This window comes from Paraburkholderia gardini (genome assembly GCF_907164575.1).
GTDB classification, from domain to species: domain Bacteria; phylum Pseudomonadota; class Gammaproteobacteria; order Burkholderiales; family Burkholderiaceae; genus Paraburkholderia; species Paraburkholderia gardini.
Window position 1 is genome coordinate 25,535 of sequence record NZ_CAJQYY010000014.1, and the last position, 25,630, is coordinate 51,164.

The window sequence follows — 25,630 nt, forward strand, 5'->3', positions numbered from 1 at the left end:
CAACTCATTATACCGACCGGGTGCCGGCTTGCTGTGCTTCCGCCACCTACCCGAAAGTGCACGGGCGGTGCATGGCTCAGCTTTTCTACCTCGGCCGAAATTACGGTAGACTACTGATGCGAAACAACTTTTGATTTCGGCTGTTTACGGCCAAATTGGCTTAGTTTTCAGCAACTTACCGCGTCACGCGCCGAATCATAATCCGCAGGTCCGGGGTTCGAGTCCCTGATTCGCCACCAGTTGTAAAAAAAGCCGCTGCTTCTCACGAAGCAGCGGCTTTTTTGTTTCCACTGACCGTCCACCGCGCCCAGCGCTACTTCCCCTTCGACGTCGAAAACGGCTGCGCCAGCTCGAAACACGCAAACTGCGCCGCCGGCATGCGCGTCTTCTGGTCGATCTGATGCTGCTCGATGCATTTGAACGCGCCCTGCTCCCGCTGAAGATAAAACGTCTGGGTCGAATTCGCCTCGCCACGCCGCTCGTCGATCACCGATACGATCCGGTACCCGTCCTGCACGAGCGTAAACAAGGTTGCCTGGCTGGGCTGCCACTGGCTTTCGGGAACGGGCTCGGCATGCACGGCCAGCGACGCCACCGCAGGCAGAAACGCCAGCGCAAGCGCGAGCCTTCGCGCGACGAAACAGACTGACATGAACGAGCCTCCTCTGTTCGGTTGACTGAACGCATCCGCTGCCAGTTGCCAGCGTTCACGCCAGCGCCAGCGTTACTTCAGCAGCACAATCCGGGCCTCAGACCTTAGCACGGCTCCCGCGCACGTTCACCCTTCGATCCGCCGGCGCGTCACGCCGAGCAGGTTCGCCATCGCCTGACGCGCGGCTTCGGCGTCGCGATCGCGGATCGCCTCGAAGACCGCCGTGTGCTCCGCGAGCGACGCGTTGAACACGCCCGCCCGCCGCGCGTTCAGTTGCAGTTGTGCCTCAAGCGTGCGCTCGATCAGCGTGCCAAGCGGAATCAGCAGTTCGTTGCTGCACGCCGTCAGCACGTTCAGATGGAACTGAAGATCGGCCCGCACCCATTCGTCGACGTTGCGCGCCGTCACCATCGAGGCATGCGCGGCATCGAGTGCGGCAAACGTCCCATCGCTCCAGGACGACGCAGCTAGCGCCGCCGCATATGGCTCGATCATCTCGCGCATTTCCTGCAGCTTGAGCGCGAACGCCATCGGCGGGGCGACGCGCGAGTACCAGTCGAGCACGTCGACATCGAGCAGATTCCACGCGTTTTTCGGACGCACACGCGTCCCCACCCGCGGACGCGACTCGATCAGCCCCTTCGACGTCAGCGTCCGCAGCGCCTCGCGCAGCACCGTCCGGCTGACGCCGAACGCATCCATCAGCTCCGCCTCGCGCGGCAGGATGGATTCGGGCGCATAGTCGCCGCGCAGGATGGCGGTCGCGAGCAGGTGGGCGACGCGCCCGTGCAGATCATGCTGAATAACGGTTCTCCGCTTTCGCCTCGCGGCGCGATGAGTGACTGGAACGCCCCGGATTATCCAGCATCAGACCAGGAACGCGAGCGAACGGCCAAAGCCGCGTGACAGTCGATGCCCATACCAATAGTACTATTAATACTACTTAACGGCGATTTTGTTGTAGGATGTGTTCCCTGTATCCACGCTTCCACCGTCCCACAATCTGGCCCGCAGCGGCAGTCAGGAGAGCCTCAGCATGAAAATCACCAAACTCGAAACCTTCATCGTCCCGCCGCGCTGGTGCTTCCTGAAGATCACGACGGATGAAGGCATCGTCGGCTGGGGCGAGCCGGTTGTCGAAGGTCGCGCGCACACGGTTGCGGCGGCTGTCGATGAACTGTCGGATTACCTGATCGGCAAGGATCCGCTCCTGATCGAGGATCACTGGCAGGTGATGTACCGCGCCGGCTTCTATCGCGGCGGCCCGATCACTATGAGCGCGATCGCCGGCGTCGACCAGGCGCTGTGGGACATAAAGGGCAAGCATCACGGCGTACCGGTGCATGCGCTGCTCGGCGGCCAGGTGCGCGATCGCATCAAGGTGTATTCGTGGATCGGCGGCGACCGCCCGAGCGACGTCGCGAACAACGCGCGTGCCGTCGTCGAACGCGGTTTCAAGGCAATCAAGATGAACGGCTCGGAAGAGCTGCAGATCATCGACACCTTCGACAAGGTGCAAGGGGTGATCGACAACGTCGCCGCCGTGCGTGAAGCGGTAGGTCCGAACATCGGCATCGGCGTCGACTTCCACGGCCGCGTGCACAAGCCGATGGCGAAGGTGCTGGCGAAGGAGCTCGATCCGTACAAACTGATGTTCATCGAGGAACCGGTGCTGTCGGAAAACGCCGAAGCGCTGCGCGATATCGTCAACCAGACGAACACGCCGATCGCGCTGGGTGAGCGTCTGTACTCGCGCTGGGACTTCAAGCACATCCTCGCGAACGGTTTCGTCGACATCCTGCAGCCGGACGCGTCGCACGCGGGTGGCATTACCGAATGCCGCAAGATCGCGACGATGGCCGAAGCGTACGACGTCGCAATCGCGCTGCACTGCCCGCTTGGTCCGATCGCGCTCGCCACCTGCCTGCAGATCGACGCAGTGAGTTACAACGCATTCATCCAGGAACAGAGCCTCGGCATTCACTACAACCAGGGCAACGACCTGCTCGATTACATCAGGAACCCGGAAGTCTTCAAATACGAAGACGGCTTCGTGTCGATCCCGCAGGGCCCGGGCCTCGGTATCGAAGTCAACGAAGAAAAGGTTCGCGAGATGGCGAAGGTCGGGCATCGCTGGCGTAACCCGGTGTGGCGCCACGCAGACGGCAGTGTCGCCGAATGGTAAGCACGGGAAGCGCGTAAGCATCTGTTTGCGTGACGGGAAGCGCCGCCACTTGAAGGCAAGGTGGCGGGCGCGGTAATCGTTCAGTCAGCGGAGAGCAGCCCGATCAGCCCATCGCGGCGAAGGCCGGAATGCTGTGCGACAGCACGGCAGCCGCGACGAACACGCCCAGCATCGCGAGCGCTTCCAGATACATCACGTTGTTGAACGTGTGCGCATCCATGGTCGACGCGCTGCGCTTCAGGCGCGGCAGCGCCGAAAAGCGGTTGAGTCCGCCCAGCACGAGCGCGAGCGCGACAAGCGCCAGCTTGAGCATCAGCACATGACCCCACGTGCTGGCGTCGATGGCTTCGAACGAACCGCCCGAACCGCGCACCGCGTTGAACACGCCCGTCAGCAGCACGAACACGACCGCGACGAGCGACACACTGGACACCTGGCCCGCCGTGCGGATCAGGACGCCGCGCGCGGTTGACGTATCCAGCGCCGGCAGCACAGCCAGCCCCGCTGACAGCGCGAGACCGCCCCACACGCTCGTGACGAGCACATGCAGCGTATGCATGCCGATTGCCGCCGACGGAATGCCGGCATCCGCCGCGTGACCGAGCGCCGCCTTGCCTGCCGCGACGGCGATCACCGCAAGCCACAGCAGCGCGTTGCGTAACACCCCCTCATGACTCGCAAGCGACGTAAGAAGCAACACAAGCGCGCCGCCGAACGCGAGACTCCACGCAAAGCCGACGTGCGTCTGCGTGAGTACGGAAGGCACGACGCCGAGCGCCTCGGGCAGACCGACGCCGCTCATCGTCGCACTTTGATAGATGAGCCAGCCGAGATCGGCGAGCACCAGCACGACAGCCCCCATCACCAGCGCGCGTTGCGCACGCAGCAACGCCGGCCGCGCCGGCGCCACGGTCTGCCCGCCGTCCTTCGCGAGCCACGCCGCGAGGAGCGCCGACCCGACGGCAAACGCAAACGCGATATTCATGAGCGAGGCCATGGCGACCTGCCCGATCCACAGTCCGTCGACGCTCATTGCGCGGCCTCCGTTCTGTCCAGACGGAAATCGGCGTGGCGGCGCGCACCCGATGCCGTTTCATGCTCCAAAGATGAGCTGTCGATCACGGAGTCTGGCGGCAGGCAGGCAAAATCAGTTGGCATCGTGAATGAAATGAGGAGATAAACAGGGAAGCGGAGTGAAAGCGGAAGCAGGCCCGACGCCGGACAGCACCGTCTGCAAGACCCGCGAGTGTACGCTTCGATGCCCTCGACGCGCGATGGTTTCAGATCTCCCGACGGTCCCTGCAATGCAGGTGGCGATCATTCTGCGGCAAACTGTCGCATCGACGCTGAGGCCGGAACTCACGTCAATGTGTCAAATAGTCACCATCAGTCATCGATGATAGAATGCTGCGTCGCCGCAGCGCCGGCTGGCTTCCACACCGAGCCGCTCGAAGTTCGGTCAGGTCCCCTGATTTTGATGGAGTTACGCGTGTCTTCAAGACGCATTTTCCGCCCATTGCTCGCCGTTCTGTTGATCGGGAGTGCAGGCGTCTTCAGCGCAGCGAATGCGCAGACCCAGCCCAAAGCCCCGGACACGATGGAAGCACGTGTGCAGGGTTGTACTGCGTGCCACGGCTCCCATGGTCAGGGTACCGATAACGACTACTTCCCGCGCCTTGCGGGCAAGCCGGCCGACTATCTGTTCAACCAGTTGCAGAATTTCCGCGAAGGCCGTCGCAAGTATCCGCCGATGAACTACCTCGTCACGTATCTCTCGGACGACTACCTTCATCAGATCGCGACGTACTTCTCGCAGCAGCGTCCGCCGTATCCGCCGCCCGCAAAGCCGACCGTATCGGCCACGACGCTTTCGCGCGGCCAGCAGATCGTGCTGCACGGCGATGCATCGAGGGAGATTCCCGCCTGCGCGGCCTGTCACGGCAAGGGTCTGACGGGCATGGAACCGGCCATCCCGGGTCTCGTCGGCCTGCATGCCGACTACATCAGCGCACAGCTTGGCTCCTGGCGCTCGGGTACGCGCCATGCGGTCGCGCCCGATTGCATGCACACCATCGCCACTCGCCTTACCGATGAAGACGTGAATGCCGTCGCGGCATGGCTTTCCACGCAACCGGCTCCGCATAACCCCGTGCCGGCTCCTGCCCGTTCGATGAAGACTCCGCTTGCCTGCGGCAGCGAACCGCAATAAGGCACCGGGAGAGATATTCAAATGAAACGCAAGTCCCTTTTCGCACTTTCGGCTGTTATCGTCGCTGCAGCCGCTGCGCTTGTTCCGGTCCTGTGGACCGGTGGCGATAACCTGCATAACGGCTCGGCCGTCGCGGCAACGCCCGCCGACCAGGCCGAGCTGATCAAGAAGGGCGAGTACCTCGCCCGCGCCGGCGACTGTATCGCGTGTCACACGGTGCGCGGCGGCAAGACGTTCGCTGGCGGCCTGCCGATGGCTACGCCGTTCGGCACGATGTTCACGCCGAACATCACGCCGGACGATCAATACGGCATCGGCAAATGGACGCGGGACGATTTCTACCGCGCGATGCACACGGGCCGTTCGAAGGACGGCAGCCTGTTGTATCCGGGCTTCCCGTTCACGAGCTACACGAAAGTTACGCGCGCCGACTCCGACGCGATCTACGCGTATCTGCGTTCGGTCACGCCGGTGAACGTGCCGAGCCGTCCGCACGAGCTCAAATTCCCGTTCAACCAGCGCAACATGCTGATTGGCTGGCGCACGCTGTTCTTCCGTGAAGGCGAGTACAAGGCCGATCCGACCAAATCGGTCGAATGGAACCGCGGCGCGTACCTGATCGAAGGCCTCGGCCACTGCGGCATGTGCCACACTTCGATCAACGCGATGGGCGGCCCGGTGAGCTCGGCAGCGTTTGCTGGCGGTCTGATCCCGCTGCAGAACTGGTATGCGCCTTCGCTGACGTCGAACAAGGAAGCCGGCCTCGGCGACTGGGACATCAAGGACATCTCCGATCTGCTGAAGAACGGCGTGTCGAATCGCGGTGCCGTGTTCGGTCCGATGGCTGAAGTGGTTCACAACAGCCTGCAGTACATGTCGGACGATGACATCCACGCGATGTCGACGTACCTGAAGACCATTCCGCAAAAGAAGGAAGCGCCGGAAGGCCTGCAGCTCGAAACGTCGGAACAGTTCGGTGGCGAACTGTTGAAGCAAGGTCAGAAGATCTACGGTGACAACTGCGCGAAGTGCCACGAAGCGAATGGCCTCGGCCAGCCGCCTAACTTCCCGCCGCTCGCGAACAATCAGTCGATCCAGATGCCGTCGGCCGTGAACCCGATCCGCATGGTCCTGAATGGCGGTTATCCGCCGAGCACGGATGGCAATCCGAAGCCGTATGGCATGCCGCCGTTTGCGCAGTCGCTGTCGAATCAGGAAGTGGCTGCAGTTGTGACGTACATCCGTATGTCGTGGGGTAACCACGGCTCGGCAGTGTCGCCGCAACAGGTAAGCGATCTGCGTTCGGCGCCGCTCGATTAAGCGACGCCGGGTGCACCCGGGGCGCGGCCAGCGGTTTTCGCGGGCTGCGCCCTTTGTTTTTGCTGGATTCTGTTTTTGAGGTTCAGTTGCCGGTCACGCGTGTAGCATGAAGCGCATGAGGGCAGGCAGGAGAGAGTGCCGTGCATTTCGGTGAGCGATTCAACAGCATTACCCATCTCGTCGGCGCCGTGCTGTCGGTGGCGGGGCTCGCGACGCTCGTCACGATGGGCGCGCTCGATGGCGATGCGTACAAGGTCGTCAGTTTCGCTGTCTACGGTGCAATGCTGTTCGTGCTGTATGCTATCTCCACGCTTTATCACAGTGTTCGCCATCCGCGTCTGAAGGCGATCCTGCAAAAATGCGACCATTCGGCGATCTATCTGCTGATCGCCGGCAGTTACACGCCGTTCACGCTGGTTACGCTGCGTGGTCCGTGGGGCTGGTCGCTGTTCGGTGTGAGCTGGGGGCTCGCAGCTCTTGGTATCACGCAGGAACTGACGCTCGGGCGACGCACCCGCAGCGTTTCGATGGTGCTGTATGTATTGATGGGGTGGCTCGCGCTCGTTGCCATTCGTCCGCTGGTGGAAGCATTGCCGCCAGCAGGCACCGCATGGCTCGTGGCCGGCGGTCTCATCTACAGCGCCGGCATCTACTTCTTCATCAATGACGAGCGCATCCGGCATGGACATGGCATCTGGCACCTGTTCGTGCTGGCCGGCAGTCTGTGCCAATTCGTCAGTGTCGCGCGCTACGTCGCATGACATTCCACGGCGGCGAAATGCAACTTAACGCCAGTCGACGTGTCTTGATAGCGCGTTGATGCATTCGGTACGCCAGCGAGCGTACCGCCGATTTCCCGGCGATCAGCTTCAGACCCCGGCTTGCGCCCCGGTCTTTGCTCCGGCTTTCATCGCGCCTTTTCCGGCTGCGAACGAGCGGATCGCTACATCTGCATTTACAAAGAGTTTCTATGTCTTTTGATTCCCTCGGCTTGTCCGAACCGCTGGTCCGCGCTGTTCACGAACTGGGCTACACCTCCCCGACTCCGATCCAGACGCAGGCGATTCCTGCCGTGCTGAATGGCGGCGACCTCCTTGCCGGCGCCCAGACCGGCACCGGCAAGACCGCCGGCTTCACGCTGCCGATCCTGCAACGTCTGACGACGATGCAACCGGTCAACAACGCAAACGGCAAGCGCGCGGTGCGCGCGCTGATTCTCACGCCGACGCGCGAACTCGCCGCGCAGGTCGAAGAAAGCGTGCGCCAGTACGGCAAATACCTGAAGCTGAAGTCGACCGTGATGTTCGGCGGCGTCGGCATCAATCCGCAGATCGATGCGCTGCGACGCGGCGTCGATATCGTCGTGGCGACGCCGGGGCGTCTGCTCGACCACATGCAGCAAAAGACGATCGATCTTTCGCAGCTCGACATCCTCGTGCTCGACGAAGCCGACCGCATGCTCGACATGGGCTTCATCCACGACATCAAGCGCGTGCTCGCGAAGCTGCCGGCGAAGCGCCAGAACCTGCTGTTCTCCGCGACGTTCTCCGACGAGATCAAGACCCTCGCCGACAACCTGCTGAACTCGCCGGCGCTGATCGAAGTCGCGCGCCGCAATACGACGGCCGAGAACGTCGCGCAAAAGATCCATCCGGTCGATCGCGACAAGAAACGCGAACTTCTCACGCACCTGATCCAGCAACACAACTGGTTCCAGGTGCTGGTGTTCACGCGCACGAAGCACGGCGCGAACCGTCTCGCCGAACAGCTGACGAAGGATGGCATCAGCGCGCTCGCCATTCACGGCAACAAGAGCCAGTCGGCGCGTACGCGCGCGCTCGCCGAGTTCAAGGATGCGACGCTGCAGGTGCTCGTCGCGACCGATATCGCCGCGCGCGGCATCGACATCGACCAGTTGCCGCACGTCGTCAATTTCGATCTGCCTAACGTGCCGGAAGACTATGTTCACCGCATCGGTCGTACCGGTCGCGCGGGTGCGACGGGCGAGGCGATCTCGCTCGTGTGCGTCGACGAACTGCAACTGCTGAAGGACATCGAGAAGCTCATCAAGCGTCCGGTGCCGCAGGAAGTGATCGCGGGCTTCGAGCCGGACCCGACGGCAAAGCCGGAACCGATCCTGCGCCGTGGACAAGGTGGCGGCGGCGGTGGTCGTCAGCCGCGCCAGCCGCAAGGCGGCGCGCCGAAGCGTGACGGTGCGTCTTCGCCGAAGCCGGCGCAGTCGCGCCCGAACTCGCGTGGCGGTGCACAGCAACAGCCGCAGCAGGCGCGTACGCAAGGCAGCAAGCCCGTGAACAATGGTCCGGCGCAGGTGCGCAAGGACAATCCGCGTCACGAAACCACGCGTCATCACGACAAGCCGCGCGCCGCATCGCACGAGGGCGGCAACGCCAGTTCGCCCGCACCGCGCAAGCCGCAGCGGGCAGGCGGCAATCCCGGCTCACTGCTGGGCGGCGCGCCGCGTGGATCGCATCCTGCGCGTAACGGTGGACAGCGCGGTCGCTAGACCGCAGGTTCCATCGCTCGCATCAGAGAATTAACGGCCGGGGCTTGCTCCGGCCGTTTTTTTCAGGTGCTCGATCTGTTGCTTCCATCGGTCGAGCACCGTCTCGCGCTCCCCTTCCAGATCGAACGTAATGCCGCCGGTGAGGCGCGCATAGCGCACGCGCTGCGCTTCGCCCGTATCGATCGACCCTGTGAAGCACGCCAGATCGCCGCCTGCTTCGGGAAGCGGTTCGATATCGAGCTGCACCTGATAGAACGCATCGTCGAAGACGAAGGTGAGTGCCGCGCGGCCGCCTCCAGCGAGCGCACGGGCAGCGCGCGAATGCGGCCACAGCGCAAGGCACAGCGTGCGCGAGTCCGGTGCATACAACTCGCCGACGCCGAGCAGCGACGTACGCAGATGACCGTTCACATCGCGGGTGATGAGCGATGCGGTGAAGCCGATTTTCGTCTCCAGAGATGTCCCGTCGAACGCCGCTCGCAATGTGGGCGGCCATTCATCGAATACGTCCTGTTCGAGTGATCGCTCGCGATCCGTTGAGGCGGTCATTACGTCGCTCCATGTGGGTTCACACAAAACAGAATGGCCCGCGCAGGCGGGCCATCCGGTCACTGCCACGCAGCGGCATGCGCCGCGCGCGTTGTTCGGAACTATCGGAAGAACACGTGCTGCGTGATCTTCGCCAGCGGATAGTGCACGCCCGGCTGGATCTTCGCGGGCAGATCGAGCGGCTTGAGCAGCATCTTCACACACATATCGGCCGACAGATTGCGACGCACCAGCGAATTGACGCGCGCCGCGCGGTCGCGATTGTAGGCCGAATCGTTGACGCGCTCAGGATAACGGATCGCAAATACATGACGCAGCGCGATTTCCGAATCCTCGTTCTTGATCTCCATCACACGACGCATCAGCGCACCCAGCACCGCCAGCCGGCCGTTACCTTCGATCCTGTTGTACTTCTTGAAGTATTTGAAAAAATGCTTGTAATGGCGCACTTCATCGATACGGATGTTGTCGGTGATTTCCTTCAGCACGGGTTCATCCGAGCATTCGCCGATCGCCCGATACAGCGTTGCCGTACCCGTTTCGACGACGCACCGCGCAACCATTTCGAGCGCGCGCGTCTTTTCGAAGTCTTCGAACGAACAGGTCAGCTTGTACTCTTCGAAGAAGTTATGAAACGCCGTATCCCAGTCGAATTCCGGCCACACATGCGCGATGTACGTCTTGAGCGCGCGCCCGTGCTGCATTTCCTCGGGCTCCCATTCGTTGTTGAGCCACGCGGATACTTCCCGGTCGCCATTGAAGAACGTGCTGAGGTTACTCGTGTAGAGATCGGTGCCGCTTTCAATGAACGACGCCGCGCACAGCAACAACAGCAGATCCTCGTTGACGGCCGCCTTCTGCCGGTCGATCCGGCTGAGATCGATGTCCTCGATACGCCAGGGCATCACATGCATGGAGTCTGTTCGCATTATTCGTGCTCCCAAAAGCTGTCGCGACACGGGAACATGCCAGACCGTATGTCTCTTGCCCGGCTGGCTACGCACCACTGCAACATACAGCGCTTTGAAATGTTTAACCCCTTCTCAACTGCATCTTAGCCAATGTCGCGCAAATGTGCAGATACCACAGCACAGACCGTGCCGGATCGCCGCAGTTCCGCTCAATACCAGGGAAAGCGCTCGGCGCGGGTGACATTCGTCAAACGACAGTCGCGCCACGCTGGCAACTGGCCGAAACCATTCGTCAAGCGGGCGCAAAAAAAGCAGCCGCGAACGGCTGCTTTTTTTGCTGTGTCTGATATTTCGCCCACTATTTTGCGTCGAACGCCTGTAGTGAGCCCGGCTCTCAGCGACCGGTCACGGAATCCGCGCGACCTTTGTACACGAGCAGCATGCGATCAGACGCGCTGACGCACGCGCCGCATGCGTATCGCGACGATCACGAGCGAAATGCCGGACAGCGCGGCCGCAAGCAACACGTAATAGCTGGGCGCGAGCTTGTCGCCGGTCAGATGGATGAACGTCTCGACGATAGTGGGCGCAAAGCCGCCGAAGATCGTGACGCCGACGCTGTAGCCAATTGAAAGACCTGTCGAACGCACCCGCACCGGGAAGATTTCGGACATCAGCGCCGGCATCGGCCCGGAGTACGCGGCCTTGAAAATACCGGCCATGGCTTGCAGCAACAGCAGCCAGCCGATCGTCGGATGAATTTGCAGCAGCGCGAACATCGGATAGATCAGCACGCCCATCAGCACCGACGTTGTCAGCATGATGCGGATACGGCCGATGCGATCCGACAGCGCGCCCATCACCGGCGACAGCAGGAACTGCAGGCCGCCGTTCAGCACGACCACGCCAAACGATGCAGCCGCCGCCATATGTAGCTGCTTCACCGCATAGAGCGGCATGTAGAGCTGGAGCACATACACGCCGACCGTCGATTGCGCGACGATGCCGATCGCAAGCAGCAGATTGACCCACTGGCTGCTGAACGATGCGCCCTGATCCTTGAGCGGCACGGCGCTTTCCACTGCGCGCGCACGCTGGGCCGCGACGAACTCGGGCGTCTCGTCCAGATGCGAGCGGATGTAATAGCCGACCGGCCCGACCAGCAGACCGAACACGAACGGAATACGCCAGCCCCACGCATTGAGCTGATCGGACGGCAGCCAGGCCGTCAGCAACGAGCCGAACGCCGCAGCCGTGATCGCGGCCAGCCCCTGGCTTGCGAACTGCCAGCTCGCGTAATAGCCGCGCCGCGTCGAACTGTGCTCGACCATGAAGGCGGTCGCGCTGCCGAACTCCCCGCCCACCGCGAAGCCCTGCACGAGCCGCGCGACGAGAATCAGGAGAGGCGCGGCAATGCCGATCGCAGAATACGGCGGCATGACGGCCATCGCGAGCGTGCCGACCATCATCAGTGCGATGGCGAGCGTCAGCGCCGCCTTGCGGCCTTTGCGGTCGCCGTAAGTGCCAAGCACGACGGCGCCGAGCGGCCGCATCAGGAACGAGATGCCGAAGGTGCCGATCGCAAGCAGCGTCGAGAGCCACTCGTCGTGAGTCGGGAAGAACTGTTTCGCGATGACGGTCGCGAAGTAACCGTAGACCAGAAAATCGAACCACTCGAGCGCGTTGCCGACGGACGACGAAAATACAATGCGCCGCACCGTCGCTTTCGAAAGCGGGACGGGTTGTGGTGAGGAAGCGGTCGCGGCGTGCGACGCGTGGGTGCTCATGATGTCTCCTGCCTTGCCTGTTATGGCCTGTTATCGCCTTGATTGCTGTATCGCTGTCACGCCGGCCGCGATGCGACGCGGATTGCATCGCATGCGGCGGAAAAACGCGAGATGGATACGCCGGGCGGCGGTACGTTTCACGCGCCGTCGCACCCGGGGCATGCCTGTTCCCTGTACTAGAACCCGGCGGCAAGCCCGTCGCGACGGCTGTCGCTCGCCGCCACATAGCCGCGCTCCGGATCATTGCGGTCGAGCTTCCAGATGTACTGGCCCGAGCCGAAATCCATATACGGATCGTCGACGGACTTGATCGTGTGACCGAGACCTTCCAGCGCGCTGGCAGTTTGCAGGTCGAGGGTCGATTCGACGTCGATCGTGAAGTCTCGGTTGACCTTCCAGCGCGGCGCATCGCAGGCGGCCTGCGGCTGCTGGCCATAGTCGAGCATCCGCACGATGGATTGCAGATGGCCTTGCGGTTGCATGTCGCCGCCCATCACGCCGAAGCTCATGACCGCTTCCTGCTGGCCGTCGACCTGCTGCGTGAGGAACGCCGGGATGATCGTATGGAACGGCCGCTTGCCGCCCTCGACGACGTTCGGCGACTTCGGATCCATCGAGAAGCCGCAGCCGCGGTTCTGCAGCGCGATCCCGCTGTCCGGCACGACGATGCCCGAGCCGAAGCCCATATAGTTCGACTGGATGAAACTCACCATCATGCCGCGCTCGTCCGCCACGGACATATAGATCGTGCCGCCCGCCTTCGGCATGCCGAAGTCGAACTGCGTCGCGCGCTTCGGATCGATCAGTTTCGCGCGCGAAGCCAGGTACGCGTCGTCGAGCATCTGTTCGGGCGTGACATCCATCGAGCGCGGATCCGCGACGTAGCGGTAAACGTCGGCGAATGCCAGTTTCATCGCCTCGATCTGCAGATGCTGCGACTCGATGTTGTCGACCGCCAGCGATCTGATGTCGAAATGTTCCAGGATGCCGAGCGCGATCAGCGCGGCGATACCCTGGCCGTTCGGCGGAATTTCATGCACGGTATAGCCGCGGTAATCTTTGGCGATCGGTTCGACCCAGTCGGCGCGATAGTCGCGCAGATCGTCGAGCGTGAGCGCCGCGCCACCCTGGCGGGCGAAGCCGGCGATCTGTTCGGCGATTTCGCCTTCGTAGTACGCACGCGGCCCAAGCTGAGCCAGCTTGCGCAGTGTCTTCGCGTGACCGGGAAAGCGCACCAGTTCGCTCACTTCCGGCGCACGGCCGCGCGGCATGAACGTCTCCGCGAAGCCCGGCTGATCCTTCAACTCGGGCACCGCTGCCGCCCATTTGTGCGCCACGACGCTCGCCACCGCATGGCCGCGTTCGGCGATCTCGATTGCGGGTTCCATCAGGTCGGCAAACGGCAGCGAGCCGAATTTCTGGTGCAACGCTTCCCAGCCGGCAATCACGCCCGGCACGGTGACCGCGTCCCAGCCGCGCTTCGGCTGCCTCGCGAGGCCGTTTTCCTCACCGTACTTCTGCCTGAAATAGTCGACACTCCACGCCGCTGGCGCCACGCCCGACGCGTTCAGACCGTGCAGCTTCCTGCCGTCCCACACGAGCGCGAATGCGTCGCCACCCAGCCCGCACGACACCGGCTCGACCACCGTGATGGCCGCCGCCGCCGCGATCGCCGCGTCCACCGCATTGCCGCCCTTCCACAGCATGCGCAGGCCGGCCTGGGCCGCAAGCGGATGCGAAGTCGAGACGATGTTGCGGGCGAAGACCGGCAGGCGCGGTGTCGGGTAAGGGTTTTGCCAGTTGAAGCGGGTCATGTCGAACACTCTCTGAAATACGCGGCCCGACATAACGCACGACGTCGAACCGCTGGAAACGGAAACCCGAAATTGCATCGTGTTCGGGCACAAAAAACAAATTCATTTATTGACTGAATAAATGCGCTAAACATCTGAATCGCGGCTGGCGATCGTGCTTGCCGGCAACCTTGCTGACAAGTTGCCTGAAGGTCTTACAATACGTCGACTCCAATACCTGCCCATCAGAGGCGCACCATGCGGCCCGCGTCGCTGAACGGCAATCGATCCTTTCGCCATGACCCGAGACCCACGCCTGACCCTGAACGCACGCCAGCAGGAACTGCTCGAATGGGTCCAGCGCGACGGGTTCGTGACCGTAGACGACCTGGCGGCTCACTTCGACGTGACACCGCAGACCATCCGGCGCGACGTGAACTGGCTCGCGGACATGAATCTCCTGCGACGCTATCACGGCGGCGCCAGCCTGCCGACCAGCTCCGAGAACGTCTCGTACACCGCGCGGCAACGGATGTTCCACGACGAAAAGCGTCGCATCGCCACGTTGGTGGCCACTCACATTCCCGATCAGGCGTCCCTCTTTATCAACCTCGGCACGACGACCGAAGAGGTGGCGCGTGCGCTCAACCGCCATCGCGGACTGCGTGTGATCACCAACAACCTGAACGTCGCCAGCATGATGAGCGGCTACCCCGACTGCGAGGTGCTCGTGACGGGTGGCATCGTGCGGCCGTGGGACAAAGGGATCGTCGGCGAACTGGCCATCGATTTCATCCGCCAGTTCAAGGTCGACTTCGCGATCATCGGCACATCGAGCATCGAGACGGACGGCACGCTGCGCGATTTCGACACCCGGGAAGTGCGCGTCGCGGAAGCGATCATCGAACACGCGCGCATCGTTTTTCTCGCCGCTGACCATTCGAAGTTCGGCCGCCCGGCACTGGTCCGGCAAGGGCATCTCGACCAGATCGACGCGCTTTTCACCGATGCCGCGCCACCACCCGACATGACCGAAACCCTGACGAACGCCGGCACGCAGGTCTACATCGCCGAATAGTCGAGACTGTCGCGATAGCCGGTACGCAGTGCCCGAAAATGCGCCCTGAGTTTGCTGCACCGCACGAACAACTTCGAGTGAAATCAAGGATCTGGCGGCGAAACCAGACCGCCGCTAGCGTGCCTTTCTGTCAACGGGAAAATTTTCCGGGGACGGTTTGGCGTTCTGCGTGCGGTTGACTACACTCCAGTTCCCCGGCGTACATACCGTGCCCGCCGGCGTGACCGCGTGCATCTCTGCCTTACCGCCAGATGTGTCGCGTTGCTTCGGCGCCTTGCGCGCAGTCCGGGAACATTGACATGGAGAGAACAATGCTGAGTCCGCATGAATTCGCCACGTTGTTGCTCGTGAAAGACTCCCCGAATCAGACCGACATGGAACGCGACGAACTCGATGCGCTCCTCGAACGTCAACTCGTTCAGCTCGAAAAGCTTGCGTCCGGCCTCCAGCAGTGGCGTCTCACCGAAGTTGGCGATTCTGCGCTCAGGGCAATCAAGCGCTTCTCCTGACCGCTGCGCCGGGCACTCTCATCAAGTACCGTCATCCGCGCCCACGGCGTGCGGCAACCGCACGCCTGCTCACACCGCAATCATCACGCGCTTCCCGACGCGCGATCGCGCATGCCCGCGCGCTAGCCGCCGCGCAAGGTCGGATCGACCGTCGCCCGCCAGCTGAGCGCCTTCGCGCGCTGTGTGGTGAGGTACGCCACCCACTGGTTTCGGACCTGCGCGTCGCCACTCGCGCCTTCTGCCGTGTAGTGCTGCGCGAGTTCCGTCTGGAACGCGCAATACGCCTCTTTCGATCCTTTCCCACGATGGCTGCCGATATACGCATCGAACAGCATCGAATACACTGACTGCGCGTCCTTGCCGTAATCGAGCGCCTGCCCGCCACACATTTCCTGCAACGACGCGAACGACGGCGCGCCCACCGTGCCGCTCAGGCTCGGTGTACCGACGCACCCCGCCAGCAGCGCCGTCGCGCCAGCTATCCAGATTCCACGCATGTTTCTCACCTTTTGTTGGCTCATCTCGTGAGTATCGTCCGCGAGCGTGCCTCGTGTCACCCTGGCCATTCAGCTATCAGACTATCGAACTTTACTTTTTCGAATATGTTCATTAAAGTTCGAAAACGAACATTATGGTTTCGTCAAAATTTCCTTCGAGATTCAGGGGACACAGCCGGTGACGCAAGGTGCGAGATACGATCTGCTCGTCGCAGGCGGCGGAATCAATGGTGCGGGCATCACGCGCGATGCCGCCGGACGTGGCCTTTCCGTGTTGCTGTGCGAACAGGACGACCTTGCGGCGCACACTTCGTCGGCGAGCACGAAGCTCATTCACGGCGGTTTGCGCTACCTCGAGTATCGCGAATTCGGGCTCGTGCGCAAGGCACTGCAGGAACGTGAAACGCTGCTGCGCGCAGCGCCGCACATCATGTGGCCGCTGCGTTTCGTCATGCCGCACATGCCGGACCTGCGGCCGGCGTGGCTCATCCGGGCCGGCCTCTTTCTCTATGATCACCTCGCGCGCCGCGAACTGCTGCCCGGCTCGCGCGGCATCGACATGCGCCGCCATCCGGCCGGCGAGCCGCTGATCGACTCGATCCGTCGCGGTTTCGTGTATTCGGATGGCTGGGTCGACGACGCGCGGCTCGTCGTGCTGAACGCGCTCGACGCCGCCGAGCGCGGCGCCACCGTCCTCACCCGCACGAAACTCGTCAGCGCGGTACGCGCGGGCGGCGAATGGCACGCGCGGCTCGAAAGCGCGGACGGCCGCACCATCGACATGCGCGCGGGTGCCATCGCGAACGCGGCGGGCCCGTGGGTCGGCGAACTGCTGCAGGGCGCGCTCGGACGCGGCGCGACACACAGCGTGCGCCTCGTGAAAGGTAGCCATATCGTGACGCGGCGCCTCTTCACGCACGATCACGCGTATATCTTCCAGAATCCGGACAAGCGGATCATCTTCGCGATCCCGTACGAGCACGACTACACGCTGATCGGCACGACCGATATCGAGTATCCCGACGATCCCGCCCAGGTGGCGATCACCGCCGGCGAAACGCAGTACCTGTGCGACTCGATCAACCGCTACTTCAAGCGCAAGATCGCGCCGGCAGACGTCTGCTGGACCTATTCCGGCGTGCGCCCGCTGCTCGAGGAAGAAGGCGCGGACAACCCTTCGGCCGTCACACGCGACTATCGTCTGGAACTCGACGCGCCGCCTGGCGAAGCCCCCCTGCTGTCGGTGTTCGGCGGCAAGATCACGACGTTTCGCAAGCTCGCGGAAGAAGCGGTCGACGAACTTTCCCGCGCCCTCGAATCGCCGGCGCCGGCCTGGACGGCCGGTGCGACGCTGCCGGGCGGCGATATCGCGAACGCGAATTTCGAGCGCTTCGCCGTGCAGTTTCAGCAGCAGCACGCGTGGCTGCCCGCCGATCTCGCCCACCGCTACGCGCGCGCTTATGGCACGCGCGCGGCGTATGTCGTCGGCCGTGCGCGCGCGCTTGCCGATCTCGGCCACGCGTTCGCGCCAGGTCTCTACGAAGCGGAACTGCGCTATCTTCGCGATACCGAGTGGGCCCGCTGCGCGCACGACGTGCTCTGGCGACGCACCAAGCTCGGCCTGCATCTCATCGGGTCAGGCAAGCTCGACGTGGTCGCGCGCGAGATCGACGTGTGGTTCGCGCGCGAAGAAGACGTCACGCAGCACGCGTGAAGCCGACGTGGCCGCATGCAGTGCGTGCGGCATGGCTGCCGCGCCAAAGCAGGCACATGACGGCCAGCCCGTTGTGCGCGACACACCGTGCTGCCCGAAACATGAGCGTTGCCGCATGCTGACGTACACCGGCAGCCCGCGAACGCGCCGCGTCATGAAAAACATGGAGAAGACACAATGCAGGACCAGTACATCCTCGCGCTCGATCAGGGCACGACCAGCTCGCGTGCGATGCTGTTCGACCATGACGGCAATGTCGTGTCGATTGCGCAGAAGGAGTTCCAGCAGTTCTATCCGCATCCCGGCTGGGTCGAACACGACCCGCGGGAAATCTGGTCGACGCAGGCAGGCGTCGCCGCCGAAGCCGTCACGCGTGCCGGCCTGAACGGCACGTCGATTGCCGCGATCGGCATCACGAACCAGCGCGAAACGACGATCGTCTGGGATCGCGAAACCGGCCAGCCGGTCTACAACGCAATCGTCTGGCAGGACCGCCGCACCGCGGATTTCTGCGACCAGTTGAAGGCACAGGGCTTCGAAGAAAAAGTGCGGGCGAAAACCGGTCTGCCGATCGACTCGTATTTCTCCGGCACCAAGATCCGCTGGATTCTCGACAACGTCGAAGGTGCACGCGAAAAGGCGCGTCAGGGCAAGCTCGCGTTCGGCACGGTCGACAGCTGGCTCGTGTGGAATTTCACGCAGCACGGCCTGCACGTCACCGACGTGACCAACGCATCGCGCACGATGCTCTTCAACATCCACACGCTGCAGTGGGACGACGAACTGCTCGACGCGCTCGATATTCCGCGCAGCATGTTGCCGGAGGTGCGTTCTTCGTCCGAGATTTACGGGCCGACGAAAACCACGGTGTTCGCTTCGAAGATACCGCTTGCGGGCATCGCCGGCGACCAGCATGCCGCGCTGTTCGGCCAGATGTGCACGCAGTCGGGCATGGTGAAGAACACCTATGGCACCGGCTGCTTTCTCGTGATGAACACCGGCGACAAGCCGATCGAATCGAAGAACAATCTCGTCACGACCATCGCCTGGCAAGTCGGCGACCAGATCAACTATGCGCTCGAAGGCAGCATCTTTATCGCGGGTGCGGTCGTGCAATGGCTGCGCGACGGGCTCGGCATCATCAAGAGCGCGTCGGAAATCGAGCCGCTCGCGCGCAGCGTGCCGCATTGCGACGGCGTCTATCTCGTGCCGGCGTTCGCAGGGCTCGGCGCGCCGCACTGGAATGCGCGCGCACGCGGCACGCTGTTCGGCGTGACGCGCGGCACGACGTCGGCGCATATCGCGCGCGCCGCGCTCGATGCGATCGCCTATCAATCGGTCGACGTGCTGCGCGCGATGGAAGCGGATTCGGGCATTCGCGTCGGCGAACTCCGCGTTGACGGCGGCGCGTGCGCGAACAATCTGCTGATGCAGTTCCAGGCCGATATTCTGGGCGTGGACGCGGTGCGTCCGAAGGTCAGCGAAACCACCGCGCTCGGCGCGGCGTATCTCGCGGGGCTGGCGGTCGGGTACTGGAAAGACGTCGGTGAACTGCAGAGCCAGTGGAAACTCGACCGTCGCTTTTCACCCGCGATGCAGCCTGCCGATGTGACAGCCTGCATGGAAGGCTGGCATCGCGCTGTGCGTGCCGCGACGGCGTGGGCCGATTCACCGGCGCATTGAGCGGGCTGTTCTTCGCCTTGCAGGCCGAAAGCCCACGCGGCATGGCGGTTGCGAGCGTTCGCGCGCGACAACCACGTATGATGACGTTTTCGATCCACGCCGGCCAGTGCGTCACCAGGCCGGCCGGCCCGCCAACCTGATATCCGCGCCCGTTTCACACATGCTCGACCACCTCATCTGTGATTGCGACGGCGTTCTCGTCGATAGCGAAGTCATCGCCGATCACGTCATGCTCGATACGCTGACGTCCACCTTCCCCGGCATCGACTTCGAAGCCACCGTGAAGACTGCGTTCGGCCAGCAGACCTCGCGCTTCCTCGAAAACCTCGAAGCGAGCCAGAACATCACGCTGCCGGCGGATTTTCTGCACACCGTCGAACAGAACGTCGAGCGTGCGCTGGCTTCTTCGCTGAGCGCGATCAGCGGCGTGCGCGATGCGTTGCAACGCGTGACACTGCCGGCGGCGGTCGTGTCGAACAGCCGGATGTCGCGCGTGCTCGCTTCGGTGAAACGTGCGGGGCTGACGGAGATTTTCGCTGGACGCATCTTCAGCGCCGAGCAGGTCGCACGGCCGAAGCCGTACCCCGACGTCTACCTGCTCGCCGCGCGGCAACTCAACGTGGAGCCGGCGCGCTGTATCGTCGTCGAGGACAGCGTTGCGGGACTGAATGCGGCGCGCGCAGCGGGAATGAAGACGATCGCGTTCGTCGGCGCGAGCCACATCCCCGACGGTTACGCGGACGTACTGCGCCACATGGGCATCACCCGGATCATGGAACACATGGACGAACTGCCCGCGCTGGTCGAAGCCGGCAAACGCGGCGAGTTCGGCGACGTGCAGTCGTAGGCCCCAACGCGCGGGCCGATGTAGTGGCGACATCAACTTCAATGCCGACGCCACCGGCTACGTACCGCCCACGCTTTCGTTTTTCAAAGGCCGGTTCGCATGACGAACCGGCCTTTTCTCACGCAGTGTCCGTGCAGCATTCGCGCGTCGTTGCCAGCGCTTCACGAAACGCCACGAGTTCCGCAATCGTCAGCATCGGCAGATTGTGTCGCGCGGCGAAGCGCTCCACATCGGCGCCGCGCGTCATCGTGCCGTCGGCGTTCATCAGTTCGCACAGCACGCCCGCCGGCTTGAGACCCGCGAGAATCGCGAGATCGACCGTGCCTTCGGTGTGGCCGCGTCGCGCGAGCACGCCGCCAGGCATCGCGCGCAGCGGGAACACGTGTCCCGGACGGACGATATCGGCGGGCTTCGCATTGTCGGCGATGGCCGCGCGGATCGTCGTCACGCGGTCGGCCGCGGAAACGCCCGTCGACACCCCTTCACGCGCTTCGATCGACACCGTGAACGCCGTGCCGTGACGGCTTTCGTTGTTGACGGCCATCGGCGGCAGTTCGAGCGCGCGGATCTTCTCGTCGGGCAGGCACAGACACACGATGCCGCTGCATTCGCGGATCAGCAACGCCATCGTTTCATTCGTGAGGCGTTCGGCGGAAACGATCAGATCGGCTTCGTTCTCGCGGTCGTGGTCGTCCTGAAGCACGACCGCGCGACCATCGCGCAGCGCCTCTAGTGCGGCGGCGATACGGGGCGGAACAGCTTCGGTGGAAAGCAGGGGGAGATCGGCAAACGCACTTTCGACGTGCACGGCCGGTGCGGGAAAAGTAGCAAAAGACATGTGAAACGCTCCTCGCGGAAGTTGGGCGAAAAACGTTTCAGGGCATTGCAAACAGACAGAACCCCGTGCGCGCATCGAACGCAATGCGGCACACGTCCACGCGCCGCCGTTCGCATACACGGACGAAACGCATGGGCTGGACCATGACCATCTGCACATCTTCTCTCATCCGGACTATGACCGTCGGCTCTGGCATTTCACCAGATCTGCTGACCCCGCTACAACGTGAAGCGCGGGCGCTCGCGGGCTCGCGGGCCGGACTGCCATGGCCTGCATACCGCCGGTGGGGAATTACACCCCGCCCTGAAGACGCACTGATTGCCGGATAAAACCGGCCGGCAAAGAATACACGAATTCGACGAAAAGGATCGCACAGGAAGATTTACCCTGGGGCTTTCACGACGCCACCGGTTGCGCTGGCGCGTCGTGCGGCATATCCTGGCGCGGCGGTGTCTCGGCGTTGAGCGTCACACGAAACGCGCGCGCTTCGGTGTCGCCGGGATTGCGAAAACTGTGTGGCTGATCCGCATCGAAGACGATCGCATCGCCGGTTGCCAGCAACTGGCGCCGGTCGTGTACGCGCACCTCGAGCGTGCCGTCGCTGACCACCAGATTCACCGTCGTACCCGGCGCGCGACGCGTCCCGGTTTCGGTGTGCAGCGGCGCGACCCTCAGTTCATGAAACTCTGCCGCGACGGGCTCGCCCTCGGGATACAGCGCGCGCGTCGAATACCGCCCGCTGGCGCTGACCACGCGCGCCGCCTGCCCTGCCGGCAGATGCTCGAAACCGTTCACCGCGTGCCGCCGCAAAAACGCCGCCACCGAAACCTTCAGCGCCGCGGCGACCTTGCATAGCACCTTGATCGACGGCACGCTGCGCGCGGATTCGATCTGCGCGAGCATCGCCCGCGAAACGCCGGAAGCGCGTGCGAGTGCATCGAGCGAAAGCTGGCGTTCGGCGCGCAGCCGGACCAGGTTGATGCCGACGAACTGCTCGGGCGCGTCGAACGGTTCAGGCGCGCGGGGGCCGTCGGGCAGATCGGCCGCTGGGTCGCGAACCAGCGCAAGCGGGGAATGCATGGTGGCCTCCAGAAGCGCCGCCATCGGGCGGACGCGCATCAATGAAAAGCCAGACTATCAGCGGATTTCGTCGCGCCCAACGAAGTTATCGTCACACCGTTATCAGCATTGCGCGGCGACGGCCTGCGCATCCTGCTGCCGGACTGCCGCTATCCAGATGCGCCGCTGCACGCGCTTCATCACCGCAACCGCTTCATGGCATCGCACGTGCGGGTGCTGCCCGATTTCCTGAGCACGCGTTTCGCGCAGGTTTCCGTCGAACTGGAAGCGCTGCGAGGCTTTCCAGCGCCCGCGCCGGCGCGCAAAACCATCCGTCAGCAGGGGATATAATGCCGGACTACGCTACACGGATGGCGAACGCCGCAAGAGCCGCTTCAGTGCCCCGTGCAGTTCCTTCGTTCCCCATTACTACCGCGCCCCCAGGTTAACCACTGCGACCGGCGAAATTCGATGACCAAGAAAGTTTATGTAAAGACCTTTGGCTGCCAGATGAACGAGTACGACTCCGACAAGATGGTCGACGTACTCGGCGCGGCTGAAGGCCTCGTGAAGACCGACTCCCCCGAAGACGCGGACGTCATTCTCTTCAACACGTGTTCGGTGCGCGAAAAGGCGCAGGAAAAAGTCTTCTCCGACCTCGGCCGCGTGCGCGAGCTGAAGGAAGCGAACCCGGATCTGATCATCGGCGTCGGCGGTTGCGTCGCGAGCCAGGAAGGCGCGTCGATCGTCGCGCGTGCGCCGTACGTCGATCTCGTGTTCGGTCCGCAAACGCTGCACCGTCTGCCGCAGATGATCGACAAACGCCGCGCAAGCGGCCGCGCGCAGGTCGACATCTCGTTCCCGGAAATCGAAAAGTTCGACCATCTGCCGCCGGCGCGCGTCGATGGCCCGAGCGCGTTTGTGTCGATCATGGAAGGCTGCAGCAAGTACTGCAGCTATTGCGTCGTGCCGTACACGCGCGGTGAGGAAGTGTCGCGCCCGCTCGACGACGTGCTCACCGAAATCGCCGGCCTCGCCGATCAGGGCGTGCGCGAAGTCACGCTGCTCGGTCAGAACGTGAATGCTTATCGCGGCGCGCTGACGCTGGGCGAAACGGAAATCGCCGACTTCGCGACGCTGATCGAATACGTCGCCGATATTCCGGGCATCGAACGGATTCGCTACACCACGTCGCATCCGAAGGAATTCACGCAACGCCTCATCGACACCTACGCGAAGGTGCCGAAGCTCGTGAGTCACCTGCATCTGCCGGTGCAGCACGGCTCCGACCGTATCCTGATGGCGATGAAGCGCGGCTATACCGTGCTCGAATACAAGTCGGTGATCCGCAGGCTGCGCGCGATCCGTCCGGACCTTTCCCTGTCGACCGACATGATCGTCGGCTTCCCCGGCGAGACCGAGGAAGACTTCGACAAGATGATGTCGCTGATTCACGAGATGAAGTACGACACGAGCTACTCGTTTATCTACAGCCCGCGCCCCGGCACGCCGGCCGCGAACCTGCACGACGACACACCGCGCGAGGTGAAGTTGAAGCGCCTGCAACATCTGCAGGCCACGATCGAGGAAAACGTCGCGCGTATCAGCGCGGCGATGGTCGGCAAGATCGAGCGCATCCTGGTCGAGCGCCCGGCGCGCAAGGACCCGAACGAGCTCGCGGGCCGCACCGAAAACAACCGCGTGGTCAACTTCCCGGCGCCGGTCGGGTCGCACGCGCGCCTGACCGGCCAGATGGTCGACGTGAAAATCGTTCAGGCGTACCCGCACTCGCTGCGCGGCGAACTCGTGCTGCTGCACGACGACGTCCCGGCGACCACGCATTAGGCAACGCCCCGAAGCGCAACGAAACCGACAGGATCGACCCACCGCCTTGAAGACCACTCAGCAGCATCTGGAATTCACCGCGCCGCACGAAGACAACGCGCGGCTTGCCAACCTCTGCGGCCCGCTCGACGAAAACCTGCGGCAGATCGAGCAGGCGCTCGACGTCACGCTGCAACGCCGCGGCCATCGCATCACGATTCGCGGACGCGGCGCGAAGATCGCGCTCACCGCGCTCGAAAACTTCTACAACAACGCGCGCGAGCCGCTGTCGGTGGACGATATCCAGCTCGCGCTGGTCGAAGCCCGTCATCCGGTGCGTGCTCGCGGAAACGGTGCGAACGGCACGGATCACGCGGATGCCCGCTTTCCCGGCAACCCCGATCATCCGTTCGACCAGCCGGCCGACACCGGCGACGAAGACCTGGAAGAACTCGGTCCGAAGCTGTACACGCGGCGCGCGGATCTGCGCGGCCGCACGCCCGCGCAACGCGAATACCTGAAGCAGATCGTTTCGCATGACGTGACGTTCGGCATCGGACCGGCCGGCACGGGCAAAACCTATCTCGCGGTGGCGTGCGCGGTCGATGCGCTTGAACGCGATCAGGTGAAGCGCATCGTGCTGACGCGTCCGGCCGTCGAAGCCGGCGAACGCCTCGGGTTCCTGCCAGGCGATCTCGCGCAGAAGGTCGATCCGTATCTGCGTCCGCTGTATGACGCGCTCTACGATCTGCTCGGCTTCGATAAAACCGCGAAGATGTTCGAGCGGCAGATGATCGAAATCGCGCCGCTCGCGTACATGCGCGGCCGCACGCTGAACCATGCGTTCATCATCCTCGACGAGGCGCAGAACACCACGCCGGAACAGATGAAGATGTTCCTCACGCGGATCGGCTTCGGCTCGAAGGCAGTGGTCACCGGCGACACGACGCAGGTCGATTTGCCGCGCGGCCACAAGAGCGGCCTGATCGAAGCGCAACAGGTGCTTTCGAACGTGCGCGGCATTGCGCTCACGCGCTTCACGAGCGTGGACGTGGTGCGCCATCCGCTCGTCGCACGCATCGTCGAGGCCTATGACGCGCATTCCGCGAAGGCCGCCGAAAAGCCCTCCGACGCGCGCTGACCATCGATCATCGAACCGACGCAAAGAAAAGCATCCGCATGAGCCGCGCTCCGAAACTTTCGCTGAATCTGCAGTTTCCCGCTTCGAAAGCCTTCCCCGGGCACAAGGCGATCCTGCCGCGCGCGACCGTCGCCGGCTGGATCAGGGCCGCGCTCTTCGCGGATGCCGAACTGACCGTGCGCCTCGTCGACGCCGAAGAAGGCCGCACGCTGAACCGCACGTATCGCGGCAAGGATTACGCGACCAACGTGCTGACTTTCGCGTACGCCGAATCGGAAGACGATCCGGTGACGGGCGACCTGATCCTGTGCTGTCCGGTGGTCGAAAAGGAAGCCGCCGAGCAGGGCAAACCGCTCGAAGCGCACTACGCGCACCTGCTGGTTCACGGGACCCTGCACGCTCAGGGCTATGATCACGAAGTCGAAGAAGAAGCGCAGGAAATGGAAGGCATCGAGACCGGCATCCTCGTGAAACTCGGCTTCCCCGATCCTTACTGACACGCCGGATTTC

Annotated in this window: 23 protein-coding genes, 1 pseudogene and 1 riboswitch; of the genes and pseudogenes, 14 read left to right on the forward strand and 10 right to left on the reverse strand. The window is 63.3% G+C overall.

Features of this window, described 5'->3' with window-relative positions; genetic code table 11:
* Positions 1 to 313: 313 nt before the first annotated feature.
* Together LPA34_RS13305 and LPA34_RS13310 are read right to left on the reverse strand one after the other, a co-directional pair.
* On the reverse strand, positions 314 to 652 hold the full coding sequence (locus LPA34_RS13305) for a hypothetical protein (protein WP_228978801.1): 339 nt from the start codon (positions 650 to 652) through the stop codon (positions 314 to 316).
* Positions 653 to 778: 126 nt separating this feature from the next.
* Positions 779 to 1,510, reverse strand: a complete 732-nt coding sequence (locus tag LPA34_RS13310; RefSeq protein WP_228979000.1) for a FadR/GntR family transcriptional regulator — start codon at positions 1,508 to 1,510, stop codon at positions 779 to 781.
* A 178-nt stretch (positions 1,511 to 1,688) separates the two neighbouring features.
* Here LPA34_RS13310 and dgoD point away from each other — a divergent pair, with 178 nt between their 5' ends.
* Positions 1,689 to 2,837: a galactonate dehydratase gene (gene dgoD, locus LPA34_RS13315; RefSeq protein ID WP_228978803.1), complete on the forward strand. Its 1,149-nt coding sequence runs from the start codon at positions 1,689 to 1,691 to the stop codon at positions 2,835 to 2,837.
* 103 nt (positions 2,838 to 2,940) lie between these two features.
* Here dgoD and LPA34_RS13320 read toward each other — a convergent pair whose 3' ends face one another.
* On the reverse strand, positions 2,941 to 3,870 hold the full coding sequence (locus LPA34_RS13320) for a CopD family protein (RefSeq protein ID WP_228978805.1): 930 nt from the start codon (positions 3,868 to 3,870) through the stop codon (positions 2,941 to 2,943).
* A 444-nt stretch (positions 3,871 to 4,314) separates the two neighbouring features.
* On the opposite strand from LPA34_RS13320, the gene LPA34_RS13325 reads away from it, so the two are divergent.
* The 4 genes from LPA34_RS13325 to LPA34_RS13340 all read left to right on the forward strand — a co-directional run bounded on the left by LPA34_RS13325 (position 4,315) and on the right by LPA34_RS13340 (position 8,890).
* Complete coding sequence (locus LPA34_RS13325; protein ID WP_228978807.1) at positions 4,315 to 5,046, forward strand: c-type cytochrome; 732 nt, start codon at positions 4,315 to 4,317, stop codon at positions 5,044 to 5,046.
* Between the two features lie 21 nt (positions 5,047 to 5,067).
* On the forward strand, positions 5,068 to 6,366 hold the full coding sequence (locus LPA34_RS13330; RefSeq protein WP_228978809.1) for a c-type cytochrome: 1,299 nt from the start codon (positions 5,068 to 5,070) through the stop codon (positions 6,364 to 6,366).
* A gap of 140 nt (positions 6,367 to 6,506) precedes the next feature.
* Positions 6,507 to 7,127 (forward strand): PAQR family membrane homeostasis protein TrhA, encoded by a 621-nt coding sequence (gene trhA, locus LPA34_RS13335; RefSeq protein ID WP_090528059.1) that lies wholly within the window; start codon positions 6,507 to 6,509, stop codon positions 7,125 to 7,127.
* Positions 7,128 to 7,336: 209 nt separating this feature from the next.
* A complete protein-coding gene (locus LPA34_RS13340) occupies positions 7,337 to 8,890 on the forward strand; it encodes a DEAD/DEAH box helicase (protein ID WP_228978811.1) in 1,554 nt (517 codons plus the stop codon).
* 30 nt (positions 8,891 to 8,920) lie between these two features.
* Here LPA34_RS13340 and LPA34_RS13345 read toward each other — a convergent pair whose 3' ends face one another.
* From LPA34_RS13345 to ggt, 4 genes are all read right to left on the reverse strand, one after another.
* The gene (locus LPA34_RS13345) at positions 8,921 to 9,439 is read right to left on the reverse strand and encodes a hypothetical protein (protein WP_228978814.1); all 519 of its coding nucleotides are present in this window, start codon (positions 9,437 to 9,439) and stop codon (positions 8,921 to 8,923) included.
* 101 nt (positions 9,440 to 9,540) lie between these two features.
* Positions 9,541 to 10,368 (reverse strand): ferritin-like domain-containing protein, encoded by an 828-nt coding sequence (locus tag LPA34_RS13350; RefSeq protein ID WP_228978816.1) that lies wholly within the window; start codon positions 10,366 to 10,368, stop codon positions 9,541 to 9,543.
* Between the two features lie 428 nt (positions 10,369 to 10,796).
* Entirely contained in the window at positions 10,797 to 12,137 is a 1,341-nt protein-coding gene (locus LPA34_RS13355) for an MFS transporter (protein WP_228978818.1), read from the reverse strand.
* A 176-nt stretch (positions 12,138 to 12,313) separates the two neighbouring features.
* On the reverse strand, positions 12,314 to 13,951 hold the full coding sequence (gene ggt / locus LPA34_RS13360; protein WP_228978819.1) for a gamma-glutamyltransferase: 1,638 nt from the start codon (positions 13,949 to 13,951) through the stop codon (positions 12,314 to 12,316).
* Between the two features lie 277 nt (positions 13,952 to 14,228).
* Between ggt and LPA34_RS13365 the strand changes: the two genes are divergently transcribed.
* Both LPA34_RS13365 and LPA34_RS13370 read left to right on the forward strand, forming a co-directional pair.
* Positions 14,229 to 15,008 (forward strand): DeoR/GlpR family DNA-binding transcription regulator, encoded by a 780-nt coding sequence (locus LPA34_RS13365; protein WP_228978822.1) that lies wholly within the window; start codon positions 14,229 to 14,231, stop codon positions 15,006 to 15,008.
* Between the two features lie 311 nt (positions 15,009 to 15,319).
* A complete protein-coding gene (locus tag LPA34_RS13370) occupies positions 15,320 to 15,517 on the forward strand; it encodes a hypothetical protein (protein WP_176954051.1) in 198 nt (65 codons plus the stop codon).
* Positions 15,518 to 15,639: 122 nt separating this feature from the next.
* Here the strand turns inward: LPA34_RS13370 and LPA34_RS13375 are convergent, their stop codons facing one another.
* The gene (locus tag LPA34_RS13375; RefSeq protein ID WP_228978823.1) at positions 15,640 to 16,014 is read right to left on the reverse strand and encodes a hypothetical protein; all 375 of its coding nucleotides are present in this window, start codon (positions 16,012 to 16,014) and stop codon (positions 15,640 to 15,642) included.
* A 178-nt stretch (positions 16,015 to 16,192) separates the two neighbouring features.
* Here LPA34_RS13375 and glpD point away from each other — a divergent pair, with 178 nt between their 5' ends.
* From glpD to LPA34_RS13390, 3 genes are all read left to right on the forward strand, one after another.
* Positions 16,193 to 17,728 (forward strand): glycerol-3-phosphate dehydrogenase, encoded by a 1,536-nt coding sequence (glpD, locus tag LPA34_RS13380; protein ID WP_228978825.1) that lies wholly within the window; start codon positions 16,193 to 16,195, stop codon positions 17,726 to 17,728.
* 177 nt (positions 17,729 to 17,905) lie between these two features.
* Positions 17,906 to 19,411: a glycerol kinase GlpK gene (gene glpK / locus LPA34_RS13385; RefSeq protein WP_228978828.1), complete on the forward strand. Its 1,506-nt coding sequence runs from the start codon at positions 17,906 to 17,908 to the stop codon at positions 19,409 to 19,411.
* Between the two features lie 160 nt (positions 19,412 to 19,571).
* A complete protein-coding gene (locus LPA34_RS13390; RefSeq protein WP_228978830.1) occupies positions 19,572 to 20,258 on the forward strand; it encodes an HAD family hydrolase in 687 nt (228 codons plus the stop codon).
* A gap of 118 nt (positions 20,259 to 20,376) precedes the next feature.
* Here LPA34_RS13390 and ribB read toward each other — a convergent pair whose 3' ends face one another.
* Positions 20,377 to 21,096 carry a 3,4-dihydroxy-2-butanone-4-phosphate synthase gene (ribB, locus tag LPA34_RS13395; RefSeq protein ID WP_228978833.1) on the reverse strand — a complete coding sequence of 240 codons (720 nt, stop codon included), beginning with the start codon at positions 21,094 to 21,096 and terminating at the stop codon, positions 20,377 to 20,379.
* A 153-nt stretch (positions 21,097 to 21,249) separates the two neighbouring features.
* A riboswitch (FMN riboswitch) is annotated at positions 21,250 to 21,411 on the reverse strand.
* Between the two features lie 81 nt (positions 21,412 to 21,492).
* Positions 21,493 to 22,176, reverse strand: a complete 684-nt coding sequence (locus LPA34_RS13400; protein WP_228978835.1) for a helix-turn-helix domain-containing protein — start codon at positions 22,174 to 22,176, stop codon at positions 21,493 to 21,495.
* A 108-nt stretch (positions 22,177 to 22,284) separates the two neighbouring features.
* Here LPA34_RS13400 and LPA34_RS13405 point away from each other — a divergent pair.
* The 4 genes and pseudogenes from LPA34_RS13405 to ybeY all read left to right on the forward strand — a co-directional run.
* Positions 22,285 to 22,506 (forward strand): annotated as a pseudogene (locus LPA34_RS13405) (LysR family transcriptional regulator); the annotation flags it as partial.
* 120 nt (positions 22,507 to 22,626) lie between these two features.
* The gene (miaB, locus tag LPA34_RS13410; protein WP_228978837.1) at positions 22,627 to 24,000 is read left to right on the forward strand and encodes a tRNA (N6-isopentenyl adenosine(37)-C2)-methylthiotransferase MiaB; all 1,374 of its coding nucleotides are present in this window, start codon (positions 22,627 to 22,629) and stop codon (positions 23,998 to 24,000) included.
* Between the two features lie 46 nt (positions 24,001 to 24,046).
* A complete protein-coding gene (locus LPA34_RS13415; protein ID WP_228978839.1) occupies positions 24,047 to 25,120 on the forward strand; it encodes a PhoH family protein in 1,074 nt (357 codons plus the stop codon).
* A 38-nt stretch (positions 25,121 to 25,158) separates the two neighbouring features.
* A complete protein-coding gene (gene ybeY / locus LPA34_RS13420; protein ID WP_228978842.1) occupies positions 25,159 to 25,617 on the forward strand; it encodes an rRNA maturation RNase YbeY in 459 nt (152 codons plus the stop codon).
* The last annotated feature ends 13 nt before the right edge of the window (positions 25,618 to 25,630 follow it).